This is a genomic window from Georgenia satyanarayanai, assembly GCF_900116375.1.
GTDB classification, from domain to species: domain Bacteria; phylum Actinomycetota; class Actinomycetes; order Actinomycetales; family Actinomycetaceae; genus Oceanitalea; species Oceanitalea nanhaiensis.
On the sequence record NZ_UETB01000003.1, the window covers coordinates 18,773 to 36,841 of the forward strand.

Genomic DNA, 18,069 nt, shown 5'->3' on the forward strand with positions numbered 1-18,069 from the left:
GGTTCTCCGATGAGCGAGGACGTGCTCCACGTCGCGGGCCTCACCCGGCGCTTCGGCGCCGTCGTGGCCAACGACGACATCTCCCTGCGCGTGCGGCCCGGCGAGGTCGTCGGGCTGCTGGGCCACAACGGGGCGGGCAAGACGACGCTCGTCTCCCAGGTGGTCGGTCTCCTGCGGCCCGACGCCGGGCGCATCACCGTCGGCGACGTCGACGCGGTGGCCGACCCGGCCGCCGCCCGCCGTCACGCCGCGCTGCAGCCGCAGGCGCAGGCCCCGATCGACGGGCTCACGCCGCGCACGGCGATCGAGATCGCCGGCCGCCTCCGCGGCCTGTCCACGCGTGCCGCCCGCGCGGCCGCCGAGGACCTCGCGGCCGAGCTCGACATCGGTCCGTGGCTCGACCGACGCGCCCTGCCCGACGGACGCGGCCTGTCCGGCGGGATCCGGCGCCTCACCGCCTTCGCGATGACCGTCGTCGTCCCCACGCCCCTGCTCGTCCTCGACGAGCCGACCAACGACATCGACGCCTCCCGCCGCCGGCTCCTGTGGGAGGCGGTCCGCCGGCGCGGCGACCAGGGCTGCGGCGTCCTCCTCGTCACCCACAACGTCACCGAGGCCGAGCGGATCGTCGACGAGCTCGTCGTCCTCGACCGCGGGCGCGTCGTCGCCGCGGGCTCCCCCGGCCGGCTGCGCGGCACGCAGGACACCGACCTGCGCCTCGAGCTCCTCCTGCCGCCGGACGGCGCGGCACCGGACGCCACCGACGCCCCCGTCACCGTGCACCGCACGGTCCACGTGGGCCGGCGCGTGCTCCTCACCGTCCCGGCCGCCGAGGCCGCGACCGCCGTCGCGTGGGCGACGACCCTGCGCGAGCGGTCCCGCATCGAGGGCTACGCCCTCGCCCCCGCCACCCTCGAGGACGCCTACCTCGCCCTCACCGCGGCCGACGCCGCCCCGTCCGGACAGGAGCCGGCCCATGTCTGAGACCCTCACCCGCCCCGCGCCCGTCCAGGTGAGCCTGTGGACGACGTACACGACGCTGCTCCGCTGGCAGGTGGCGCAGATCGGGCCGCTGCTGCCGCTCGTCGTCGTCATCCAGGCGCTGCTCGCCGCCGGCATCATCATCGGCTTCGGGTTCCTCATCCCCGACATCGACCCCGCGACGGCACTGTTCCTGTCCACCGGTGCGCCGACCGTGCTGCTCCTGACGATCGGCTTCGTCATCGTGCCGCAGGGCGTGGCCCGCGCCCGCACCGACGGCACCTTCGCCTACATGCGCTCGCTGCCGCTGGCGCGGCCGCTGCTCCTGGCCGCGGACCTCACCGTGTGGCTGCTCATCGCGCTGCCGAGCGTCGCCGTCGGCGTGCTCGTCGCCCAGCTGCGCTACGACCTCGACCTCTCCTTCGACTGGCCCGTCCTCGTGGCCTCCGCGCTGCTCGTCACCCTCATGGCGACGGCGGTGGGCTACGCGATCGCCGTCAGCCTCCAGCCGATGCTCGCGCAGCTCGTCACCCAGGTGCTCGTCTTCTTCGTCCTTCTCTTCTCCCCGATCACCTTCCCGGCGAGCCAGCTGCCGGGGTGGTTCCAGACGGCGCACGACGTCCTGCCGGCCCGGCCCGGCGCGGACCTGCTCCGTGCGGGGCTGGCCTCGGACGTCTTCGACGCGAGCGGGCGCGACCTGCTCGTGCTCGTCGTGTGGTGCGTGCTCGGCGTCGCGGTCACGCTGCGCGCGCTCGTGCGCCGGGAGTAGGTCAGCGGACGGCGGCGGCCACGGCCTCCTCGGCGGTGGTGTGCCGGAAGGTGAAGCCGTCGGCCTGCAGCCGGACCGGGAGGATGCGCTGGTCCGGCAGCAGCATCTCGTCCGCGGGCTCACCGAGGACGAGCCGCAGCAGCCGGGCCGGCAGCCGGAAGAGGTGGGGGCGGTGCATCTCCCTGGCCAGCGCCCGGGTGATCTCCGCGGAGGTCGCGGCCGTCGGTCCGGTGAGGTTGACCGGGCCGGACAGCTCGGAGTGCGCGAGCAGGTGGACGATCGCGCGGGCCTCGTCGGCGAGGGAGATCCAGGGCCACTGCTGACGGCCGGTGCCGATCGCCGCACCCGCACCGAGGCGGGTGGCGAGCTGGAGGGGCGCGAGGGCACCGCCGTCGGCCATGACGAGACCGGTACGGATGTGCACGACGCGCGTGACGTCGTCGGCGCGGGCCGTGGCCGCCTCCCAACGCAGGACGACACCGGCGAGGAAACCGTCCCCCGGCCCGGACTCCTCGGTGAGGACGGTGCCCGGGCGGTCGCCGTAGAAGCCGGTGGCGGAGCCGCTCACCCACACCCGCGGCGGGTCGGCCGACGCGGCGATGGCGCGGGCGACGGTGCGGGTCGCGGTGACCCGGCTCTCGTAGATCTCGCGGCGGTAGGCGCGCGTCCACGGCAGCCGGCCCAGCGGCGCCCCGGACAGCGTGACGACGCCGTCGGCCCACTCGACCGCCTCGGCCGGCAGGCGGCCCTCCTCCGGGTGCCACTCGTACTCGCTCACCCCGCCCGGCTCGCGGCGCACGAGCGTGCGCACCTCGTGACCGTCGGCGCGCAGCTCCTCCTGGAGTGCCGAGCCGATGAGTCCGGACGCGCCCGAGACGAGAATCCGCATCTTCCGACCGTAGTCGCGCGGCCCGGCGTCCGCCCGATGAGGTGGCCCCGGGCGGGCACGTTCCCGGTGCCCGCGGCGCGGGCACCGGGAAGCATCAGCCGTCGACGGACTTGAGGAGCTCGTCGGCGTTCTTGCCGACAGCACCCCCGGGGTGACTGTGGAGCACCTTCTCCCACGTGTAGCCCCCCTCGTTCATGAGGAGGATCGCCAGCGCGTCACCCCACGCCGCTGTCGCGAGCGTCGAGCCCATCGCGATGATGCCCCCCGGGTCGGCGGAGTCGCTGTCGACCACGACGACGACGTCCGCCGCCTTCGCGAGGCTGGACTCGGGTGACGCCGTGATGACCACGCCCTTGGCGCCGCGGTCCGTGGTGCGCTGGATGAACTCGGCGAGCTCGCTCGACTCACCGCCCTTGGAGATCGCAATGACCACGTCACCGGCCGTGGCGACCCCGAGGCTTCCGTGCAGGCCGTCGCCGGGGTTCTGGTAGAGGGCCGGTGTCCCGGTGACCGACAGCAGGTGCGCCAGCCGGCGCGCGATTGTGCCGGACGTCCCGGAGCCCGTGACGATCACTTTGCCGCCGGCCTCACGGATGAGGTCCGCCACGCCCAGCAGCGACTCGTCGACCTGGGCAGCGACGCGAGCGACAGCGGCGCCCTCCTGCTCAATGAACGTGGCCGCTGCCCGCAGCTGCTCTTGACGATCCATCATTCTGTCCTTCTTCGTAGGGGAGGTCGGTCAGTGGGGTGGGCTTGTCGCGCTGCCCGTTCCGCTTCCCGTTGATCCAGGTCGAGGCGCGTGTGCCCTCCATCCGGACGATCCAGACGCCGGCGAGGATGAGGCCCTGGGCGATCTGGTAGACGTAGCTGCTCAGCCCCTGCATGTTGATGCCGCTGGAGATCATCTGGAGGATGAGCGCGGCCAGCGCCGTTCCCCAGATCGCCACCCGGCCACCGAAGGGGTTGGCCCCGCCGAGGACGGCGATGGTGACGGCGAGCAGCAGGTAGGAGCTGCCGTACCCGGCCGACGCGCTCACGGTCCGCATCACCATGACGAGCCCGGCGACCGCCGAGATCGTGCCGGCGAGCATGTATGTCTGGAAGAGCACCTTGCGGCGCGCGATGCCGGTGTAGTCGGCCGCCGTCGCGCTGGCGCCGAGCATGGTGGCCCGCACGCCGTACCCGGTCCGTGTCATGACGACCGCGACGAGCGCGACGACGACGAGGAACAGCCAGAAGATCAGCGGCACCGACGCGATGGTCGTGGAGCCGACCTCGGTGAGCTCGGGGGTGAGCCCGTAGATCGGCTCGCCGCGGGTGAACGCGATGGCCGCGCCGGCGAAGATCATCTGCGTCGCGAGCGTCGCCAGGATCGGCGCGACCCCGACGACGGCGACGACGACGGCGTTGATCGCGCCGCACACCATCCCGACGACGAGCGCGAGCACGACGGCGAGGAGGGTGAGGACCGGCGTCGACATGCCCGCCTCCATCCCCTGCACGCTGACGTACGCCGCGGTGAGCGCCGAGAGGTTGGCGACCGAGACGATCGACAGGTCGATGCCGGAGGTGGTCATCGCGATGGAGATGGCCAGCGCCATGAGGCCGATCTCCGGGATGGACAGGGTGATCGACTCGATGTTGAGCGAGCTCGTGTACACCGCCGGGTTGAGCGCCGAGAAGAGGACGGCGACGGCGAGGGCGAGCGCGACCAGGCCGAGGGTGTGGGTGTTGCTCCCGGCGAGACGCGCCCGGATCGACGTGAGTGGTGCAGCCATCGGTCAGCCTTCCTCGAGGATGCGGGCACGGTGCTGGCCACGGGCGCTGCTCCGGGCCTGGATCGCGACGCCGACGAGGATGACCACGCCGACGATGAGCATGTGCCAGTAGCTGGAGATCCCCAGTCGCACGAGGGAGTTCTGTACGAGCGAGATGAGGAGGACACCGAGCACGGTGCCCTGCACGGAGCCGCGGCCTCCGGTGTCCAGCGCGCCACCGATGACGACGGCGGCGATGACGTTGAGCTCCATCCCGACGATCTCGAAGGGCGAGGCGTGCCGGGACAGCACGACGTGCACCATGCCGGCGAAGCCGGCGAGCAGCCCTGCGAACAGGTAGATGCGGGTCTGCACCAACGACACGCGCAGCCCGACGCGGCGCGCGGACTCCTTGTCACCGCCGACGGCGTACACCGAGCGCCCGAAGGACGTCCGCTTGAGGACGAACGCCAGCGCGACGCACAGCGCGATGACGGGGAGGACGAGGACGTTGACCGCGCTCCCGCCGAGGTGGAAGATCGTCGCCGACCCGACGGCGTCGAGCTGGGAGGGCAGGCTCGCGAGGTAGGTCGAGCCGACGAAGGCGAGCAGCACGCCTCGGATGATCACCTGGGTGCCGAGGGAGGCGACCAGTGTCTCCATCCGGTACCGGGCGACGAGGACGGCGTTGAGGCTGCCGAGCGCGCACCCGATGACTGAGGCGAGCAGAAAGGGCCACACGGCCCCGTCGATCCCCAGCTCGTTCATGAGTTTGACGGTGCTGTACCCGCTGAAGATGGCGATGGCGGTGAAGGACACGTCCATGCCGCCGGAGATGATGATGAGGAGCAGGCCGAGGGACAGCGCCAGCGTGACGATGCCCGAGCGCAGGATGTCACCGGCGAAGGTCCACGTCAGCGTCCCCGGCTCCACGACCAGGATGACCGCGAGGAGCAGGACGATGACGCCGAGCAGGACACCTTCGTTGTGCGGCCCGCGCAGCCGTCGGGCCCACGTGCGCGACGGGCTCGGGGCCGGTCGCGTCGTCGCCGGCCGCGTCGTCGTCGTTGTCATGTCTCCAGCCTTTCCCGCACGGAGGTGACCGTGACGTCGTCGCCCGCGACCTCGCCGTGCATCCGTCCACGACGGATGAACAGCACGCGGTGACACACGCTCACGAGCTCGGGGACGTCGTCGGAGATGAGGAGGACACCCATCCCGGCCTCCGCCTGGCGGCGAAGGATCTGCATGATGGCGGCCTTGGAGCCGGCGTCCACGCCGACGGTCGGGCCGTTGAGGATGAGCACCTGCGGCTTGGTGGCGAGCCACTTGCCGAGCACCACCCGCTGCTGGTTGCCGCCGGAGAGGGTGCTCACCGGGTCGTCGGCGCTGCCGATCTTGATCGACAGCTCGTCGATCGCGGAGGACACCCGCTCCTCGATGCGCTTCCCGTCGAGCAGGCCGCCCGTGCGCGTGACGTCGTCCAGCGACGCGGCGACGAGGTTGGTCCCGATCGACTGCTCGAGGAACACGCCCTGGGTCAGCCGGTCCTCCGGCACGTAGGCGATGCCGGCGGCGAGCGCGTCCTTGACCCCCCGGACGTCGACGGCCTGGCCGTCGACGCGCACGGTGCCGCCGGTGATGGGCAGGCGCCCGAAGACGGCCTCGGCCACCTCGGCGCGCCCCGAGCCGAGCAGACCGGCGAGGCCGACGATCTCGCCCTTGCCGATCTCGAAGCTCACGTCGGCGAAGAGGTCGGTGGAGGAGAGCTCCTCGACCTGCAGCGCCGGGGCGGGGTGCTCCGGAAGCGTGGACAGCACGCGGTCCTCGGTGGCCCGGTAGCCCAGCAGCGCCTCGACGAGGCTGTCGTGGTCGAAGGCCGAGGAGACGTCGTCGGCGACGACCTCACCGTTGCGCAGGACGGTGATCCGGTCGGAGATGCCGAAGACCTCCTCCGTCTTGTGGGAGACGAAGACGATGGCCACGCCCTGGGCCTTGAGCTGGTTGACGACGGCGAAGAGCGTGTCCACCTCGCGCCAGGTCAGGGCCGTGGTCGGCTCGTCCATGAAGAGCACCTTGACGTCGAGCGCGAGCGCGCGGCAGATCGCCACGAGCTGGCGGTCGGAGATCGGCAGCTCGCCGACCTCGGCGTCCAGGTCGAGATGCAGCCCCAGCCGCTCCACCACCGCGCCGGCGACCTCCCGCGCCTCGCGGTGCGAGACAATCTTGCGGCCGCGGGAGATGCGCGCCGACATCGCGATGTTCTCCGCCACCGTGAGGTTCGGGAACAGCGACATGTCCTGGAAGATCACCTGGACACCGCGGTCGACGGCGTCGGTCACGCTCAGCCGCCCGACGGACTCGCCGCCGATCTCGATCTCACCGCCGTCCGGCGTCTCGACGCCCGCGATGATCTTGATGAGCGTCGACTTGCCCGAGCCGTTGGCACCGGCGAGGCACAGCACCTCGCCGGCACGGACCTCGACGTCGACCCCCTTGAGCGCGTGCACACCGCCGTAGGACTTGCGCACCCCGCGGGCCCGCAGGGCCAGTGGTTGTTCGTTCATCACCGTTTCTTCCTGTCCTGTGGTCCCCGCTGCCGCCCGCGGGCGGCAGCGGGGTCCGGCGTCAGAACGGGTAGTCCGCCTGGTTGTCGTTCGTGATGTCGATCCAGGCATCGCCGAAGAAGCTGTTGGGCACCTCGGGGTCCTGGCGGAGCGACTCGTAGCCGGGGACGCCGAGGTCGGTGCCCTCGGTGAGCTCTCCGCCGTCGAGGACGACCTCCGCGGCGGCGAGCATCGCCTGGCCCGCAAGTGCGGGGTCCCAGCCGGTGATGACGTCGACGGAGCCGCTCTCGAGCTGGTTGCCGACGATCGCGGGCGTCGAGGTGCCGACGACGCAGGTGTCGGCCTCCCGGCCGGCCTCCTCGATCGCCCGGCCGATGCCGGCGACGTCGGTGGACGCGGCGCCGATGAACCCGCGGATGTCGGGGTACGTCGCGAGCAGCTCCTTCGTGCGCTGGTAGGCGACCTCCTGGTCCTCCTCGGAAGAGATGGCGTCGGCAACCCGCGTGACACCCGGGTACTCCGCCTCGGCCTGCGCGAGGGCGCCGTCCGCCCACACGTTGTGGCTGGCCACGGTGAGGGAGCCGACGAAGTGCGCGTAGGAGCCCTCCCCGTCCATGCACTCGGCGAGCAGGTCCATCTGGTGCGCGCCGTAGTCGGCGTTGACGAAGGCCTCGATGTTCGCCTCGGCGTTCTGGATGCCGGGCGCCTCGTGGGTGATGACGACGATGCCGGCGTCCTGCGCGCGGCCCAGCACGGCCTCGAGGGACTCCGGGGAGTTGGGCACGACCGTCAGCGCGGCGGGCCGCTGCGGGATGAGGTCGTTGAGGACCGCGATCTGCTTCTCCTCGCTCGAGTCGTCACCGGCGGTCTGGCTGACCGTGACCTCGTGCTCGGCGGCGTACTCGTCGTTGCCGACGGCCATGCGGTTGAACCAGTCACCGCCGGCGAGCTTGACGACGTTGACGATGCGGCGCTCGCCGTCGGCAGCGGGGCTGGCGGTGTCGTCCCCGCCGCCCGTGGAGCCGCACGCGGTCAGCACGAGCGCGACCGAGACGGTCATCGCCGCTCCGGCGGCACTCCGTCGTGCGTTGTTCATGGTCCTACCTCCTGTAGTGGGAACTGCTGATATCTCGCCGCGTCGGCGGCAATGTCGCGCAGGGCGTACATGACGTCCTCTGGCCGGCGCCCGAGATCCGTGGAGAGCCGGTCGTAGATTCGGTAGAGGCGGTCGTAGACCGCACCGGCCTCCGGGTCGGGCGTGTAGGCCGTCTCGGAGATCCGGCCGAAGGCGGCGGCCTCCGCGAAGCTGTCGTAGCCGCCGGCCGCGGAGCCGGCAGCGAGGCCCGCGTGGAGGGCGGCACCGAGAGCCGGGGTGTTCGCCGACGCGGACAGGTGGATCTCCCGGCCCGTGGCATCGGCGAGGACCTGCATGAGCAGCGGGCTCTTCCCCGGCAGTCCGCCGCAGGCGACGATCCGGTCCACCGCGACGCCCGAGCTCTCGAAGGCCTCGAGGATGGTGCGCTGCCCGAAGGCGGCGGCCTCGACGAGCGCGCGGTAGACGTGCTCGGGTCGGGTAGCCAGGGTCATGCCGACGAGCACGCCGCTGAGGTGCGCGTCGACGAGCACCGAGCGGTTGCCGTTGAACCAGTCGAGAGCGACGAGCCCACTCTCGCCCGGCCGCAGGGCCGCGGCCCTGTCCGCGAGGTAGTCGAAGCCGCTGACCCCGGCGGCCTCGGCGGCCTCCGCGTACCGCTGCGGCAGGAAGTTGCGGACGTACCAGCCGAAGGTGTCACCGACACCGGGCTGGCCGGCCTCGTAGGCCCAGTAGCCGGGGATGATGCCGTCCTTGACGACCCCCGACATGCCCTCGACGTGCTGCTTCTCCGCCGACAGCACGAGGTTGCACACCGAGGTACCCATGACGAGGACCATGTCGCCGGGGCCTGCGACGCCGCAGGCCAGCATCGCGACGTGCGCGTCCATGTTCCCGCTGGCGACCGCGGTGCCGGGCCGCAGCCCCAGGCGCTGCGCCCACTCCTCGGTGAGGCCACCGGCGCGGGCGCCTGGACCGACGAGGTCATGGCCGAGCTTGCCGAGGACGGCCGCGAAGCCGGGCGAGAGCTCCTCGAGGAACTGCTCGCTCGGGTAGCCGGCGTCCTCGGCGCGGTAGTTGGCCTTGTAGCCGGCGACGTGCGCGCCGCGCACCTCGTGCCCGACGAGCTGGGAGACGAGCCAGTCCTCGAGCTCGATGAGCCGGTCGGCCGCCGCGAAGACATCGGGCGCGGCCTCGAAGATCTCCAGCGCCTTGGGGACGAGCCACTCGGCGGAGATCTTCCCGCCGTAGCTGTTGAGGAAGAGTCCGCCGTGCGTGCGTGCGAGCGCGTTCACCCGGTCGGCGTGGCGCTGCGCGGCGTGGTGCTTCCACAGCTTCGCGTAGGCGTGCGGCTCGGCGCGCCAGTGCGGCGTCGTGGCGAGGGGGACGCCGTCGGCCGTCGTCGGGATGACGGTGCACGCGGTCGTGTCGATGCCGATGCCGACGACCTCGTCGGCCGTGAGGCCGCTGGCCGCCACGGCCCCGCGGACGACAGCTGTCAGTCCCTCGACGTAGTCGGCAGGGTCCTGCAGCGCCCAGCTCGGTGGCAGCGCCTGACCGGTGGCGGGGAGCACCTCGTCAATGACACCCGAGCGGTAAAGGTGCACGGCCTCACCGAGCTCCGACCCGCTGGCGAGGTCCACGACGACGGCGCGGCACGACTCGGTGCCGTAGTCGATGCCGATGGCCGCGCTGCGTGTCATTGCCTCTCCTCACTGAGCCTTCCGGACCCTCCGACGGCTGCCCGCCGGGTTCAACACATTGAGGCATCGACGCGGGCCGTCATCCAAAGCTAGTGTGCTCATATGAGCACACATCGACCGGACGGGTCGCCGCTGACCCACGACGAGCTCCTCATCGACGTCGCGCGCCGGTACTACTTCGGCAACGAGAGCAAGGTGGAGATCGCCGCCACCCTCGGGCTGTCCCGCTTCAAGGTGGCGAGGATGCTCGAGGAGGCAGTCCACCGCGGCGCCGTCCGGATAACACTGCACCGGCCGACGACCCGGGCGAGCGAGCTCTCGGTCCGGCTCAAGCAGCGCTACGGGCTGAACCACGCCGTCGTCGTCCCGGCCGAGCAGCGGACGGAGCCGGAGGTGCGCCGGCTGCTCGGGGACGCCGGTGCGCGGCTCCTCACCACGCTCCTCGCCGAGGGCGACGTCCTCGGCGTCAGCTGGGGACGCACCATCAAGGCGTTGGCCGAGGCGACGGTCAGCCTTCCCCGAGTCCCCGTCGTCCAGCTGTCCGGTATCGCCGGGAACCCGGGCGAGAACTCGATGGAGCTGGTCCGGATCCTCTCGAGCATCACCAAGGACGACGCCTTTCCGCTGTACACCCCGCTCCTCGTGCCCGACGCAGCCACGGCGCGGAGCCTGCGGCACTCCCCGGGCGTCGCCGAGGCCTTCGACCGGTTCCGCTCGGTCTCCGTCGCCGTCGTCGCGGTGGGCAGCTGGAACCCCGCAAACTCCCAGCTGCGCACCTTCTTCTCCACCCAGGACCAGGCGGCCCTCACCGCCATGGGACTCCAGGCGGAGACCGGCGGGATCCTCCTCGACGCCGAGGGGAGCGAGATCGACAGCCCCGTGGTCGAGCGGATCATGGGTATCAGCAGCGTCGAGCTGCGGGCCGTCCCCACGGTGGTGGCCGTGGCCGGGCACGTGACCAAGGCCAAGGCCATCCGTAGCGTGCTGCTCGCCGGCATCGCCAACGCGCTCGTCACCGACGATGCCGTGGCGCGGCTCCTCCTCCAAGACGAGCCGCTCATCTGAGCGTCGTCTGTGCCTGTGAGACATGCCGCATGGGGCATCGTGGGACACGCCGATCGACCCAGGAGGACCCATGCACGCCCCCAAGCTCTTCGTCGACTCCGCCGACCAGCGCGCGACGGAGGACCTCTTCGCCACCGGCGCGTTCATGGGGCTGACGACCAACCCCACCATCCTCGAGCGCGGCGGAGCCGTCACGGCCGATCTCCCGCGGATCAACCGGTGGGCGCGGGCCGCCGGAGCCCGGGAGGTGTGCTTCCAGACCTGGGGGGAGACGCGCGAGGAGCTGCTCGCCAACGCCTCGCGCCTGCTCGACGTCGACGCGCGCACCATCGTCAAGGTCCCGTGCACGGTGGCCGGTGTCCCGGCTGCGGCCACACTCGTCGGCCAGGGCGTCGAGGTCCTGCTCACCGCGGTGTACCGCCCGAGCCAGATGGTCGTGGCGTGCGGCATCGGGGCGCGCTACGTGGCCCCCTACGTCGGCCGGATGGCCGACTCCGGCGCCGATGCGCTCGCCGACGTCGTGGCGATGCACAAGATCGCGGCCGGTGGCCGCACCGAGGTCCTCGCGGCCAGCCTTCGCACGGCTGACGACGTGGCGCGCCTCGCTGCCGCGGGCATCCCGGCGTTCACCCTGTCCCCGTCAGTCGCCTGGGAGCTGGTCCGCGACGAGCGCTCCGACGCTGCCACGGAGGTCTTCGAGGCGACGATGGCCCGGCTCGGCAGCATCTGAACCATCACCGACCGGGGCGCTTCGGTCAGCTCGCCGACTGCGGACCTAGGGGGCGGGGACGGGGGTCGGCACGGCGCCGCGGCCCGCCCTCGTGAGGGTCGCCTGGCCGAGCACGCGGGTGCCGGCGTAGACGACCACCGACTGGCCCGGGGCCATGCCCCGCAGCGGGGTGTCGAGGCGGACGTGGAGCGAGTCGTCGTCGCGGCGGACCTGCGCGGGCGTCGGGGTGCCGTGGGCGCGGACCTGGACCTGCGCCGTCGTCCACTCCCCGGCGGGGACGTCGTCGGCGAGCCAGACGGTCTGGTCGGCGGTGAGCTCGGTGACCGAGAGCAGCTCGCCGGGGCCGACGACGACCGTGTTCGCGGCCGGGTCGGTGCGCAGCACGTAGCGCGGGCGGCCGTCGGTGGCGGGCCGGCCCAGGGCCAGCCCCTTGCGCTGACCGACGGTGTAGGCGTAGGCGCCGTCGTGGCGACCCACCTCGTTGCCCTCGTGGTCGAGGACGGCACCCGGCTGGGCGCCGAGGCGGTCGCGGAGGAAGCCCTGGGTGTCGCCGTCGGCGACGAAGCAGATGTCGTAGGAGTCCGGCTTGGCCGAGACGGACAGCCCGCGGGCGGCGGCCTCGGCGCGCACCTCGTCCTTGGAGGCGACGTCCCCGAGCGGGAAGAGCGAGCGCGCCAGCCGCTCGGGGCCCATGACGGCGAGCACGTAGGACTGGTCCTTGGCGAGGTCGGCGGCGCGGTGGAGCTCGCGAGCGCCGCCCGGACCCTCGACGATCCGCGCGTAGTGCCCGGTGGCGACGGCGTCGAAGCCCAGCGCGAGCCCGCGGTCGAGGAGCGCGGAGAACTTGATGTGCTCGTTGCAGCGCACGCACGGGTTGGGGGTGCGGCCGGCGGCGTACTCGGAGAGGAAGTCCGCGACGACCGTCTCCTCGAACTCCTCCGACAGGTCCCACACGTAGTACGGGATGCCCAGGACGTCGGCGGCGCGGCGGGCGTCGGAGGCGTCCTCGATAGAGCAGCAGCCGCGTGAGCCCGTGCGGTGCTGGGCCCGCGAGCGCGACAGGGCCATGTGGACGCCGACGACGTCGTGCCCCGCCTCGACGGCGCGCGCGGCCGCGACGGCGGAGTCGACCCCGCCCGAGAGTGCTGCCAGGACTCGCATGACGTCCTTCCCTTTCGTCTGCCCGTACGAGGGTACGTCCCCACCCGGACCGGACGGGCGCCTGCCGCCGTGAGGTGCCTGACGGTGCTCACGGCCGTGACTGCGGCCCCACCGGCAACATCCTCCACGACCTGCTTGCGTTCTACGCAAGGTTCCGTGCCGCCCACGCATGGCAGGCCTAGTGTCGAGCTCATGACCTCGACCAACGCCCACCACGCCCACGCCCACGCCCGCCCCGGTCACGGCCCGGCACCCGAGCACGACACCGACCTCGCCGAGCTCCTCGACCTCGATGCCGCGCAGGGCGCCCCGGTGCTGGCGGCGGCGCTGGACGCCGCCTCCGTCGCGCTCGGTGCTGCGCCGGGTGCGGTCGTCGACCTCGGTGCCGGGACGGGCACCGGAACCGTCGCGCTCGCGACCCGTTTCCCCGGGGCACGGCTCCACGGCCTCGACGCCTCGCCCGCGATGCTCGAGCGGCTGGGTGCCGCGGCAGCCGCGGCCCAGGTCGGCGACCGCGTCCAGACTCACCTGGTCGACCTCGACGGCGACTGGCCCGCCGTCCTGCCGGGCGCCGTCGACCTCGCCTGGGCGGCGCTCTCGCTCCACCACGTGAGCGACCCCGCCGAGGTGCTTCACCAGGTGTTCGGGGCCTTGCGCCCCGGGGGCGTGCTCGTCGTCATCGAGATGACCGGCGCGACGACCTATGACCCCGCCGACCTCGGCACCGGCCGTGACCGTCTCGGCGAGCGGCTGGTCGGTGCGCTCGCCGCGCGCGGCTACCCGGCGACCGGCGAGTGGACGAGCGCACTGACCGCGGCCGGGTTCGCCCCGGTCGAGCGCCACGACACCGCGCTCACCGCGTCGGCCCGCACGCCTGAGGGCGCCCGCTACCTCGCACGGCAGCTGACGATGCACCGTGCTCGGCTGGAGGAGGACCTGTCCGCCGACGACCGCGCGGCGCTCGACGCCACGATCGCGCTGCTGGACGCCGGGACGTCCGAGCTCGCCCTCAGCTCCGGCCGCACCATCTGGATCGCCACCCGACCGCGAGACGACGAGCGGTCCGGGACCGGTGGTCCCGTGGCCGAGGGGGCACGCGAGCGGGGCGCCGGCCGATGAGCGGGGCACCACAGGGGCGTGACCGGCGCATCGCCGTCGTGGGCAGGGACGAGAACGCGGTGGACCAGGTCGTGCAGCGTCGTCGGCTCAGCGACGACGTCACGCTCTTCCTGCACGAGGCGCCCGAGCCCTTCGCGCGCGCCGTGCGCCACGGGCGGGGGCACCGGACGATGAGACGCATGGCGACCCCTCGCTCGTGGCACTTCACCGGACGCATCGCCGGCTGGGGCACACCCGGCGGCACGCGGCTCGTCCTCGGTGCCTGGCACGACTCCCCGCTCGGCGCCTTCGCCGACGTCATGGTCGAGCGGCCCGACGGCGAGCGGCTGCTCCTCGCCCCCTCCCAGGAGGTCGCCGACTTCGTCGCCTCCACCTACACCTTCGACACGACCCTGCTCGTGCCCGTCTCCGTGACGACGACGGCGGGACGCCCGCTCGCGGGGAAGCCCACCTCCGCGGGGCAGACGTGGCGGGTCGACGCGGGCCCGCTCACCGCGCGCCTCCACGTGGGCGCGCGGCCCCCGCTCGGGCGGCTGCTGCGCCTCGTGCCGCGCGCCCTGGCGACGGCGCCGGCTCTCACCCGCGTCACCGACCCGGTGGCGCGGGTGGTGCTGCGCGGGGTGCGCACCCGTGGTTCGGCCGGCGGCGGGCGCACCGAGCACTACGGCGCCCACGACCTCCACCGGCTCGCCGCCGCCGGGACCCTGTGGGAGGGCGAGGACCTCGGGCCGCTCCACCCCCTCGACCCGCCGGTGCGCTTCGGCTTCGGCTCCTCCCCGCGCGACCCGAGCGTCACGGACCTCGTCACCACGGTGCGCGAGGCGCGCTCGCGCTAGTCCAGGCCCAGCCCCGCCTCCCGCGCGAGGACGACGGCGGCCGCCCGGTGGGGCACGGCGAGCTTGGTCAGCACGTTGGCCACGTGGTTGCGCACGGTCTTGCCGGACAGGACGAGACGCCGCGCGATCGCCGTGTTGTCCAGGCCGCGGGCGAGGAGGTCGAGCACCTCCCGCTCGCGCGCGGTGAGCTCGGGGAACGGCAGCCGCACCGCGGCCCGCCCCGGCGCGAGGGCGGACAGCGCCCGCGCCGCGACCTCGCGTCCGAGGATGACCTCACCGTGCGCCACCGCCCGCACCGCCCGCTCCACCTCCTCCGGGCCGGAGGACTTGAGCAGGTAGCCGCGAGCGCCGACGCGCAGCGCCGCGGCCACCGACGCGTCGTCCTCGCTCATCGTCACGACGAGGACGGCGAGGGCCGGGTCGCGGGCGACGAGCTCGCGGGTGAGCTCGATCCCGGACCCGTCCCCGAGGTGGAGGTCCATGAGGACGACGTCGGCCCCGCCGACCACGACGACCTCGCGCGCCCGGGCGGCGGAGTCGGCCTGCCCGACGACGTCGATCCCCGGCAGCGAGGACAGCAGCCCGGCCATGCCGAGCCGGAAGACGGGGTGGTCGTCGACGACGACGACCCGCAGCGCGCTCACCGGCTCTCCTCCAGCGCCGGTGCGAGCGGGAGCAGGGCCTCGACGACGGTGCCCCCGCCCGGCGGCCCGTCGATCCGCAGCGACCCGCCCAGCTCCTCGGCCCGCTCGCGCATCGCGTGCGTGCCCACGCCCGCGGGCGCCCCGGGTGAGCGGCCGCCACCGCCGTCACGGCACACCACCCGCAGGCCCGCGCCGTCCACCCCGACCTCGACGTCGCAGCCGCCGGCGCCGCTGTGCCGGGCGGCGTTGAGGACGGCCTCGGCGGCGATGCCGTAGGCCGCGGCGGCCACGGGCGCGGGCAGGGCGCCCGGCACGTCGGCGTGCAGCCGCACCGTGAAGCCGCTCTCGGCGTGCCGGGTGACGAGCTCGCGCAGCGCCGGCTCCAGGCCGAGCTCCTCGAGCACCGGCGGCAGGAGGGTCCGCGCGACGACGCGCACGTCCTCGACCCGCCGGTCCAGCTCCTCCTGGAGCGCGGCAAGCATCGTCCGCGCCGCCTCGGGGTCCGCCCCCACGAGGTTGGCGACGCCGCTGAGGCCCAGGCGCAGCCCGGCGAGGGACGGGCCCAGACCGTCGTGCAGCTCGCGGCGGATGACCTGCCGCTCCTGCAGCCGGGCGCGGGTGAGCCGCTCGCGCGTGCGGGCGAGCTCGTCGGCGGTGCGCCGCAGCAGCAGCCCGGCCGCGACGACGGCGGACAGCTCGTCCAGCGCCCGACGCGTGCGCCCGTCCAGCACCTCCCCCGGCCGCGCCGTGACGAGGAGGGTGCCGACCGGCCCGCCCGCGGCCGCGAGGGGCAGCGCGGTGGGCTCCGCCGTCGCCGTCCCCGCCGTCGCGAGGACCGTCCCGTCCTCCCCGCGCGCGGCCACCGACTCCAGCCGCAGGGCCGTGCGCACGCTCTCGACGAGGGAGTCCAGGAGCCGGCCGTCGGCGCGGCCGAGCTCCCCGCCCATGCGGGCCGCCACCCGCGAGGGGTCCCCCGCGGCCCCGTAGACGAGGCGGTGGACCCGCGGCTCGAGCCACAGCCGGCTCGGCTGGACCGCGACGACGACGGCGGCCGCCGCGAGCGTCTGCGCCCACCCCTCCCCCGGCACCACCCCGCTGAGCAGGACGGTGGCCAGAAGGTAGGTCGCGGACAGCCCGACCGTGAGCGCCCCGGCGAGCACGGTGCGGCTCACCGCGACCTCGATGCCCCACAGCCGCTGGCGCAGGACGACGGCGAGCACCGCCGCGGGGAAGAGCGCCTGGCTGACGAGGTGGAGCGCCGGGGTCAGCCACAGCGGCACCCACCCGAGCGGCAGCAGGAGCGGGACGAAGGAGACGGCCAGGACCAGCGTCCCGAGCGCGAGCCAGCCCAGCCCCACGGCGTCGGGAGCGGGGGCACGCCGCCGCCGCCGCTCGACGCCGGCCGCCGTCACCAGCCCCCACACGACCGCCGCACCGAGGCTGACGGAGAAGGCGGTGTAGTGCAGGCCCACGGACAGGACGGCGGTGGTGACCGCGATCGTGGCGCCGACCGTCGGGCCCCACCACGGCGCGTCGGCCGGGCGCTGCCGCACGAGCCACGGGACGACGAGGAACAGGCCGAGCGTCCCCGGCACCCACGCCCAGGAGAAGGCGGAGGCGAAGGGCTCGGGACTCAGGCCGCGGGCGGTGGCGAGCACCCGCCAGCCGCCCGCGGCGGCGGACAGGCCGCCTCCGAGAGCCGCGACGGCGAGGAGGTAGCCGACGACGTGCCGCCGCCGGGACAGCACGAGCGCGGAGGTGAGCCCGTAGACGAGGGCGACCGTGGCGTCGACGACGAGGAAGAGGGCGTCCTCGCCGAGGACGGGCCGAGCAGCGACGAACATCGCCGTGCCCGCCACCCCGAGGAGCGCCGCCGCGCCGCCGAGGGCAACGCCGGGGACCTCGGACGCGAGCCGTCCGAGGTCCGGGCGCACAGCCACCGTGCGGGGCATGGCTGAACTGTAGGGCTGCGAGGCGCGTGTCAGGAGCGGTTCCGCAGCATCGCGACGGCGAGGACGAGCAGCAGCAGCGGGCCGACGAAGCCGGCCATGTACTGCAGGGGCGAGACGCCCAGCAGGAGGGTGAGCCCGCCGAGCGCCAGGCTCGCAACGCCGAGGCCGCGGCCCGCGGCGCCGTGGCGCAGTGCGGCGACCCCGACGGCGAGACCGCTGACCCCGGCCGTCACCCACAGCCAGGAGATGGTCGCGACCCAGTGGGAGTAGAAGGAGGCGTCGCTGGGGACGAGCATCTCCGGGGTGAGGAAGCCGAAGATGAACTCGGTGTTGAGCCCGGAGCCGAGGACGAGCACGGCCGAGAGGACGACGAGCCCGAGCATCGCGACGAGCCCGTGGAGGGAGCCGGCCGGGGTGCGACCGGTCAGCCGCCGGTGCAGCCCGGCGGCGAAGGGCAGGAGGAGGACGGCGGCGAGGACCGTCGTCACGTGGAAGCCGAGGAGCTGGGGCACCACGGTCGCGTAGTGCGCGACGACGGCCTCGGGGGTGAGCACGGAGTCGGTCGGGTAGGGCGGCGAGACGGCGAGGGAGAACCAGATGCCGGCGGCGCCCGTGAGGGCGGCGCCCACGCCGGACAGGGCCCAGGCTCGGCCGGCGGGTGCAGGGCGGGTCGGCTGGGTGGTGCTCGTCTCGCTGGTGACCGTGGTGGACACGGGGGAACCTCCTCGAACCCGCGACCTCCGGCGGCCACCATGACCGCTCCGCGCGGGCTCGGGGAGTACGTTCCGGCGCCCGGCGTCCCG

17 protein-coding genes are annotated in these 18,069 nt (G+C 73.6%); 6 read left to right on the forward strand and 11 right to left on the reverse strand.

Translation table 11 applies throughout. The features are described from left to right. The first annotated feature begins 9 nt into the window (after nt 1–9). Nucleotides 10–984 (forward strand): ABC transporter ATP-binding protein, encoded by a 975-nt coding sequence (locus DSZ44_RS05945; protein ID WP_110851704.1) that lies wholly within the window; start codon nt 10–12, stop codon nt 982–984. Then, nucleotides 977–1,750 (forward strand): ABC transporter permease, encoded by a 774-nt coding sequence (locus tag DSZ44_RS05950; RefSeq protein ID WP_110851705.1) that lies wholly within the window; start codon nt 977–979, stop codon nt 1,748–1,750. The genes DSZ44_RS05945 and DSZ44_RS05950 overlap by 8 nt, the downstream gene beginning before the upstream one ends. 1 nt (nt 1,751) lies before the next feature. Here the strand turns inward: DSZ44_RS05950 and DSZ44_RS05955 are convergent, their stop codons facing one another. From DSZ44_RS05955 to DSZ44_RS05985, 7 genes are all read right to left on the reverse strand, one after another. Next, nucleotides 1,752–2,639 (reverse strand): TIGR01777 family oxidoreductase, encoded by an 888-nt coding sequence (locus tag DSZ44_RS05955; protein ID WP_110851706.1) that lies wholly within the window; start codon nt 2,637–2,639, stop codon nt 1,752–1,754. Nucleotides 2,640–2,733: 94 nt separating this feature from the next. Further along, nucleotides 2,734–3,348, reverse strand: coding sequence for an SIS domain-containing protein (locus DSZ44_RS05960; protein ID WP_181424548.1), 615 nt, complete (start codon nt 3,346–3,348; stop codon nt 2,734–2,736). Further along, nucleotides 3,305–4,417 carry an ABC transporter permease gene (locus tag DSZ44_RS05965; protein ID WP_110851708.1) on the reverse strand — a complete coding sequence of 371 codons (1,113 nt, stop codon included), beginning with the start codon at nt 4,415–4,417 and terminating at the stop codon, nt 3,305–3,307. The genes DSZ44_RS05960 and DSZ44_RS05965 overlap by 44 nt, the downstream gene beginning before the upstream one ends. Before the next feature lie 3 nt (nt 4,418–4,420). After that, nucleotides 4,421–5,470, reverse strand: coding sequence for an ABC transporter permease (locus DSZ44_RS05970; protein WP_110851709.1), 1,050 nt, complete (start codon nt 5,468–5,470; stop codon nt 4,421–4,423). After that, a complete protein-coding gene (locus DSZ44_RS05975) occupies nt 5,467–6,963 on the reverse strand; it encodes a sugar ABC transporter ATP-binding protein (protein WP_110851710.1) in 1,497 nt (498 codons plus the stop codon). The genes DSZ44_RS05970 and DSZ44_RS05975 overlap by 4 nt, the downstream gene beginning before the upstream one ends. A 61-nt stretch (nt 6,964–7,024) precedes the next feature. Next, entirely contained in the window at nt 7,025–8,059 is a 1,035-nt protein-coding gene (locus DSZ44_RS05980; RefSeq protein WP_110851711.1) for a substrate-binding domain-containing protein, read from the reverse strand. Beyond that, nucleotides 8,056–9,759: a ribulokinase gene (locus DSZ44_RS05985; RefSeq protein WP_110851712.1), complete on the reverse strand. Its 1,704-nt coding sequence runs from the start codon at nt 9,757–9,759 to the stop codon at nt 8,056–8,058. Before DSZ44_RS05985 ends, DSZ44_RS05980 begins: the two co-directional genes overlap by 4 nt. Nucleotides 9,760–9,861: 102 nt before the next feature. Between DSZ44_RS05985 and DSZ44_RS05990 the strand changes: the two genes are divergently transcribed. Further along, complete coding sequence (locus tag DSZ44_RS05990; protein ID WP_110851713.1) at nt 9,862–10,824, forward strand: sugar-binding transcriptional regulator; 963 nt, start codon at nt 9,862–9,864, stop codon at nt 10,822–10,824. Between the two features lie 70 nt (nt 10,825–10,894). Further along, nucleotides 10,895–11,554 carry a transaldolase family protein gene (locus DSZ44_RS05995; protein ID WP_181424549.1) on the forward strand — a complete coding sequence of 220 codons (660 nt, stop codon included), beginning with the start codon at nt 10,895–10,897 and terminating at the stop codon, nt 11,552–11,554. Nucleotides 11,555–11,599: 45 nt separating this feature from the next. Here DSZ44_RS05995 and mnmA read toward each other — a convergent pair whose 3' ends face one another. Then, nucleotides 11,600–12,715, reverse strand: a complete 1,116-nt coding sequence (gene mnmA, locus DSZ44_RS06000) for a tRNA 2-thiouridine(34) synthase MnmA (protein ID WP_110851715.1) — start codon at nt 12,713–12,715, stop codon at nt 11,600–11,602. A gap of 192 nt (nt 12,716–12,907) precedes the next feature. On the opposite strand from mnmA, the gene DSZ44_RS06005 reads away from it, so the two are divergent. Continuing rightward, nucleotides 12,908–13,834 (forward strand): class I SAM-dependent methyltransferase, encoded by a 927-nt coding sequence (locus DSZ44_RS06005; protein WP_110851716.1) that lies wholly within the window; start codon nt 12,908–12,910, stop codon nt 13,832–13,834. A 179-nt stretch (nt 13,835–14,013) separates the two neighbouring features. Beyond that, nucleotides 14,014–14,670 (forward strand): hypothetical protein, encoded by a 657-nt coding sequence (locus tag DSZ44_RS06010; protein WP_110851918.1) that lies wholly within the window; start codon nt 14,014–14,016, stop codon nt 14,668–14,670. On the opposite strand, the gene DSZ44_RS06015 is transcribed toward DSZ44_RS06010, so the two are convergent. The 3 genes from DSZ44_RS06015 to DSZ44_RS06025 are packed head-to-tail and all read right to left on the reverse strand — an operon-like array spanning nt 14,667 to nt 17,979. Next, a complete protein-coding gene (locus tag DSZ44_RS06015) occupies nt 14,667–15,314 on the reverse strand; it encodes a response regulator (protein WP_110851717.1) in 648 nt (215 codons plus the stop codon). The genes DSZ44_RS06010 and DSZ44_RS06015 overlap by 4 nt on opposite strands. After that, a complete protein-coding gene (locus DSZ44_RS06020) occupies nt 15,311–17,266 on the reverse strand; it encodes a histidine kinase (protein ID WP_110851718.1) in 1,956 nt (651 codons plus the stop codon). The genes DSZ44_RS06015 and DSZ44_RS06020 overlap by 4 nt, the downstream gene beginning before the upstream one ends. 29 nt (nt 17,267–17,295) lie before the next feature. After that, nucleotides 17,296–17,979, reverse strand: a complete 684-nt coding sequence (locus DSZ44_RS06025) for a hypothetical protein (RefSeq protein ID WP_110851719.1) — start codon at nt 17,977–17,979, stop codon at nt 17,296–17,298. Nucleotides 17,980–18,069 lie beyond the last annotated feature (90 nt).

Bases quoted from the DNA above. Each gene is read 5' to 3' on its own strand.
- DSZ44_RS05945 (WP_110851704.1), top strand. From the start codon at position 10: ATGAGCGAGGACGTGCTCCACGTCGCGGGCCTCACCCGGCGCTTCGGC.
- DSZ44_RS05950 (WP_110851705.1), top strand. From the start codon at position 977: ATGTCTGAGACCCTCACCCGCCCCGCGCCCGTCCAGGTGAGCCTGTGG.
- DSZ44_RS05955 (WP_110851706.1), bottom strand. From the start codon at position 2,639: ATGCGGATTCTCGTCTCGGGCGCGTCCGGACTCATCGGCTCGGCACTC.
- DSZ44_RS05960 (WP_181424548.1), bottom strand. From the start codon at position 3,348: ATGGATCGTCAAGAGCAGCTGCGGGCAGCGGCCACGTTCATTGAGCAG.
- DSZ44_RS05965 (WP_110851708.1), bottom strand. From the start codon at position 4,417: ATGGCTGCACCACTCACGTCGATCCGGGCGCGTCTCGCCGGGAGCAAC.
- DSZ44_RS05970 (WP_110851709.1), bottom strand. From the start codon at position 5,470: ATGACAACGACGACGACGCGGCCGGCGACGACGCGACCGGCCCCGAGC.
- DSZ44_RS05975 (WP_110851710.1), bottom strand. From the start codon at position 6,963: ATGAACGAACAACCACTGGCCCTGCGGGCCCGCGGGGTGCGCAAGTCC.
- DSZ44_RS05980 (WP_110851711.1), bottom strand. From the start codon at position 8,059: ATGAACAACGCACGACGGAGTGCCGCCGGAGCGGCGATGACCGTCTCG.
- DSZ44_RS05985 (WP_110851712.1), bottom strand. From the start codon at position 9,759: ATGACACGCAGCGCGGCCATCGGCATCGACTACGGCACCGAGTCGTGC.
- DSZ44_RS05990 (WP_110851713.1), top strand. From the start codon at position 9,862: ATGAGCACACATCGACCGGACGGGTCGCCGCTGACCCACGACGAGCTC.
- DSZ44_RS05995 (WP_181424549.1), top strand. From the start codon at position 10,895: ATGCACGCCCCCAAGCTCTTCGTCGACTCCGCCGACCAGCGCGCGACG.
- mnmA (WP_110851715.1), bottom strand. From the start codon at position 12,715: ATGCGAGTCCTGGCAGCACTCTCGGGCGGGGTCGACTCCGCCGTCGCG.
- DSZ44_RS06005 (WP_110851716.1), top strand. From the start codon at position 12,908: ATGACCTCGACCAACGCCCACCACGCCCACGCCCACGCCCGCCCCGGT.
- DSZ44_RS06010 (WP_110851918.1), top strand. From the start codon at position 14,014: ATGGCGACCCCTCGCTCGTGGCACTTCACCGGACGCATCGCCGGCTGG.
- DSZ44_RS06020 (WP_110851718.1), bottom strand. From the start codon at position 17,266: ATGCCCCGCACGGTGGCTGTGCGCCCGGACCTCGGACGGCTCGCGTCC.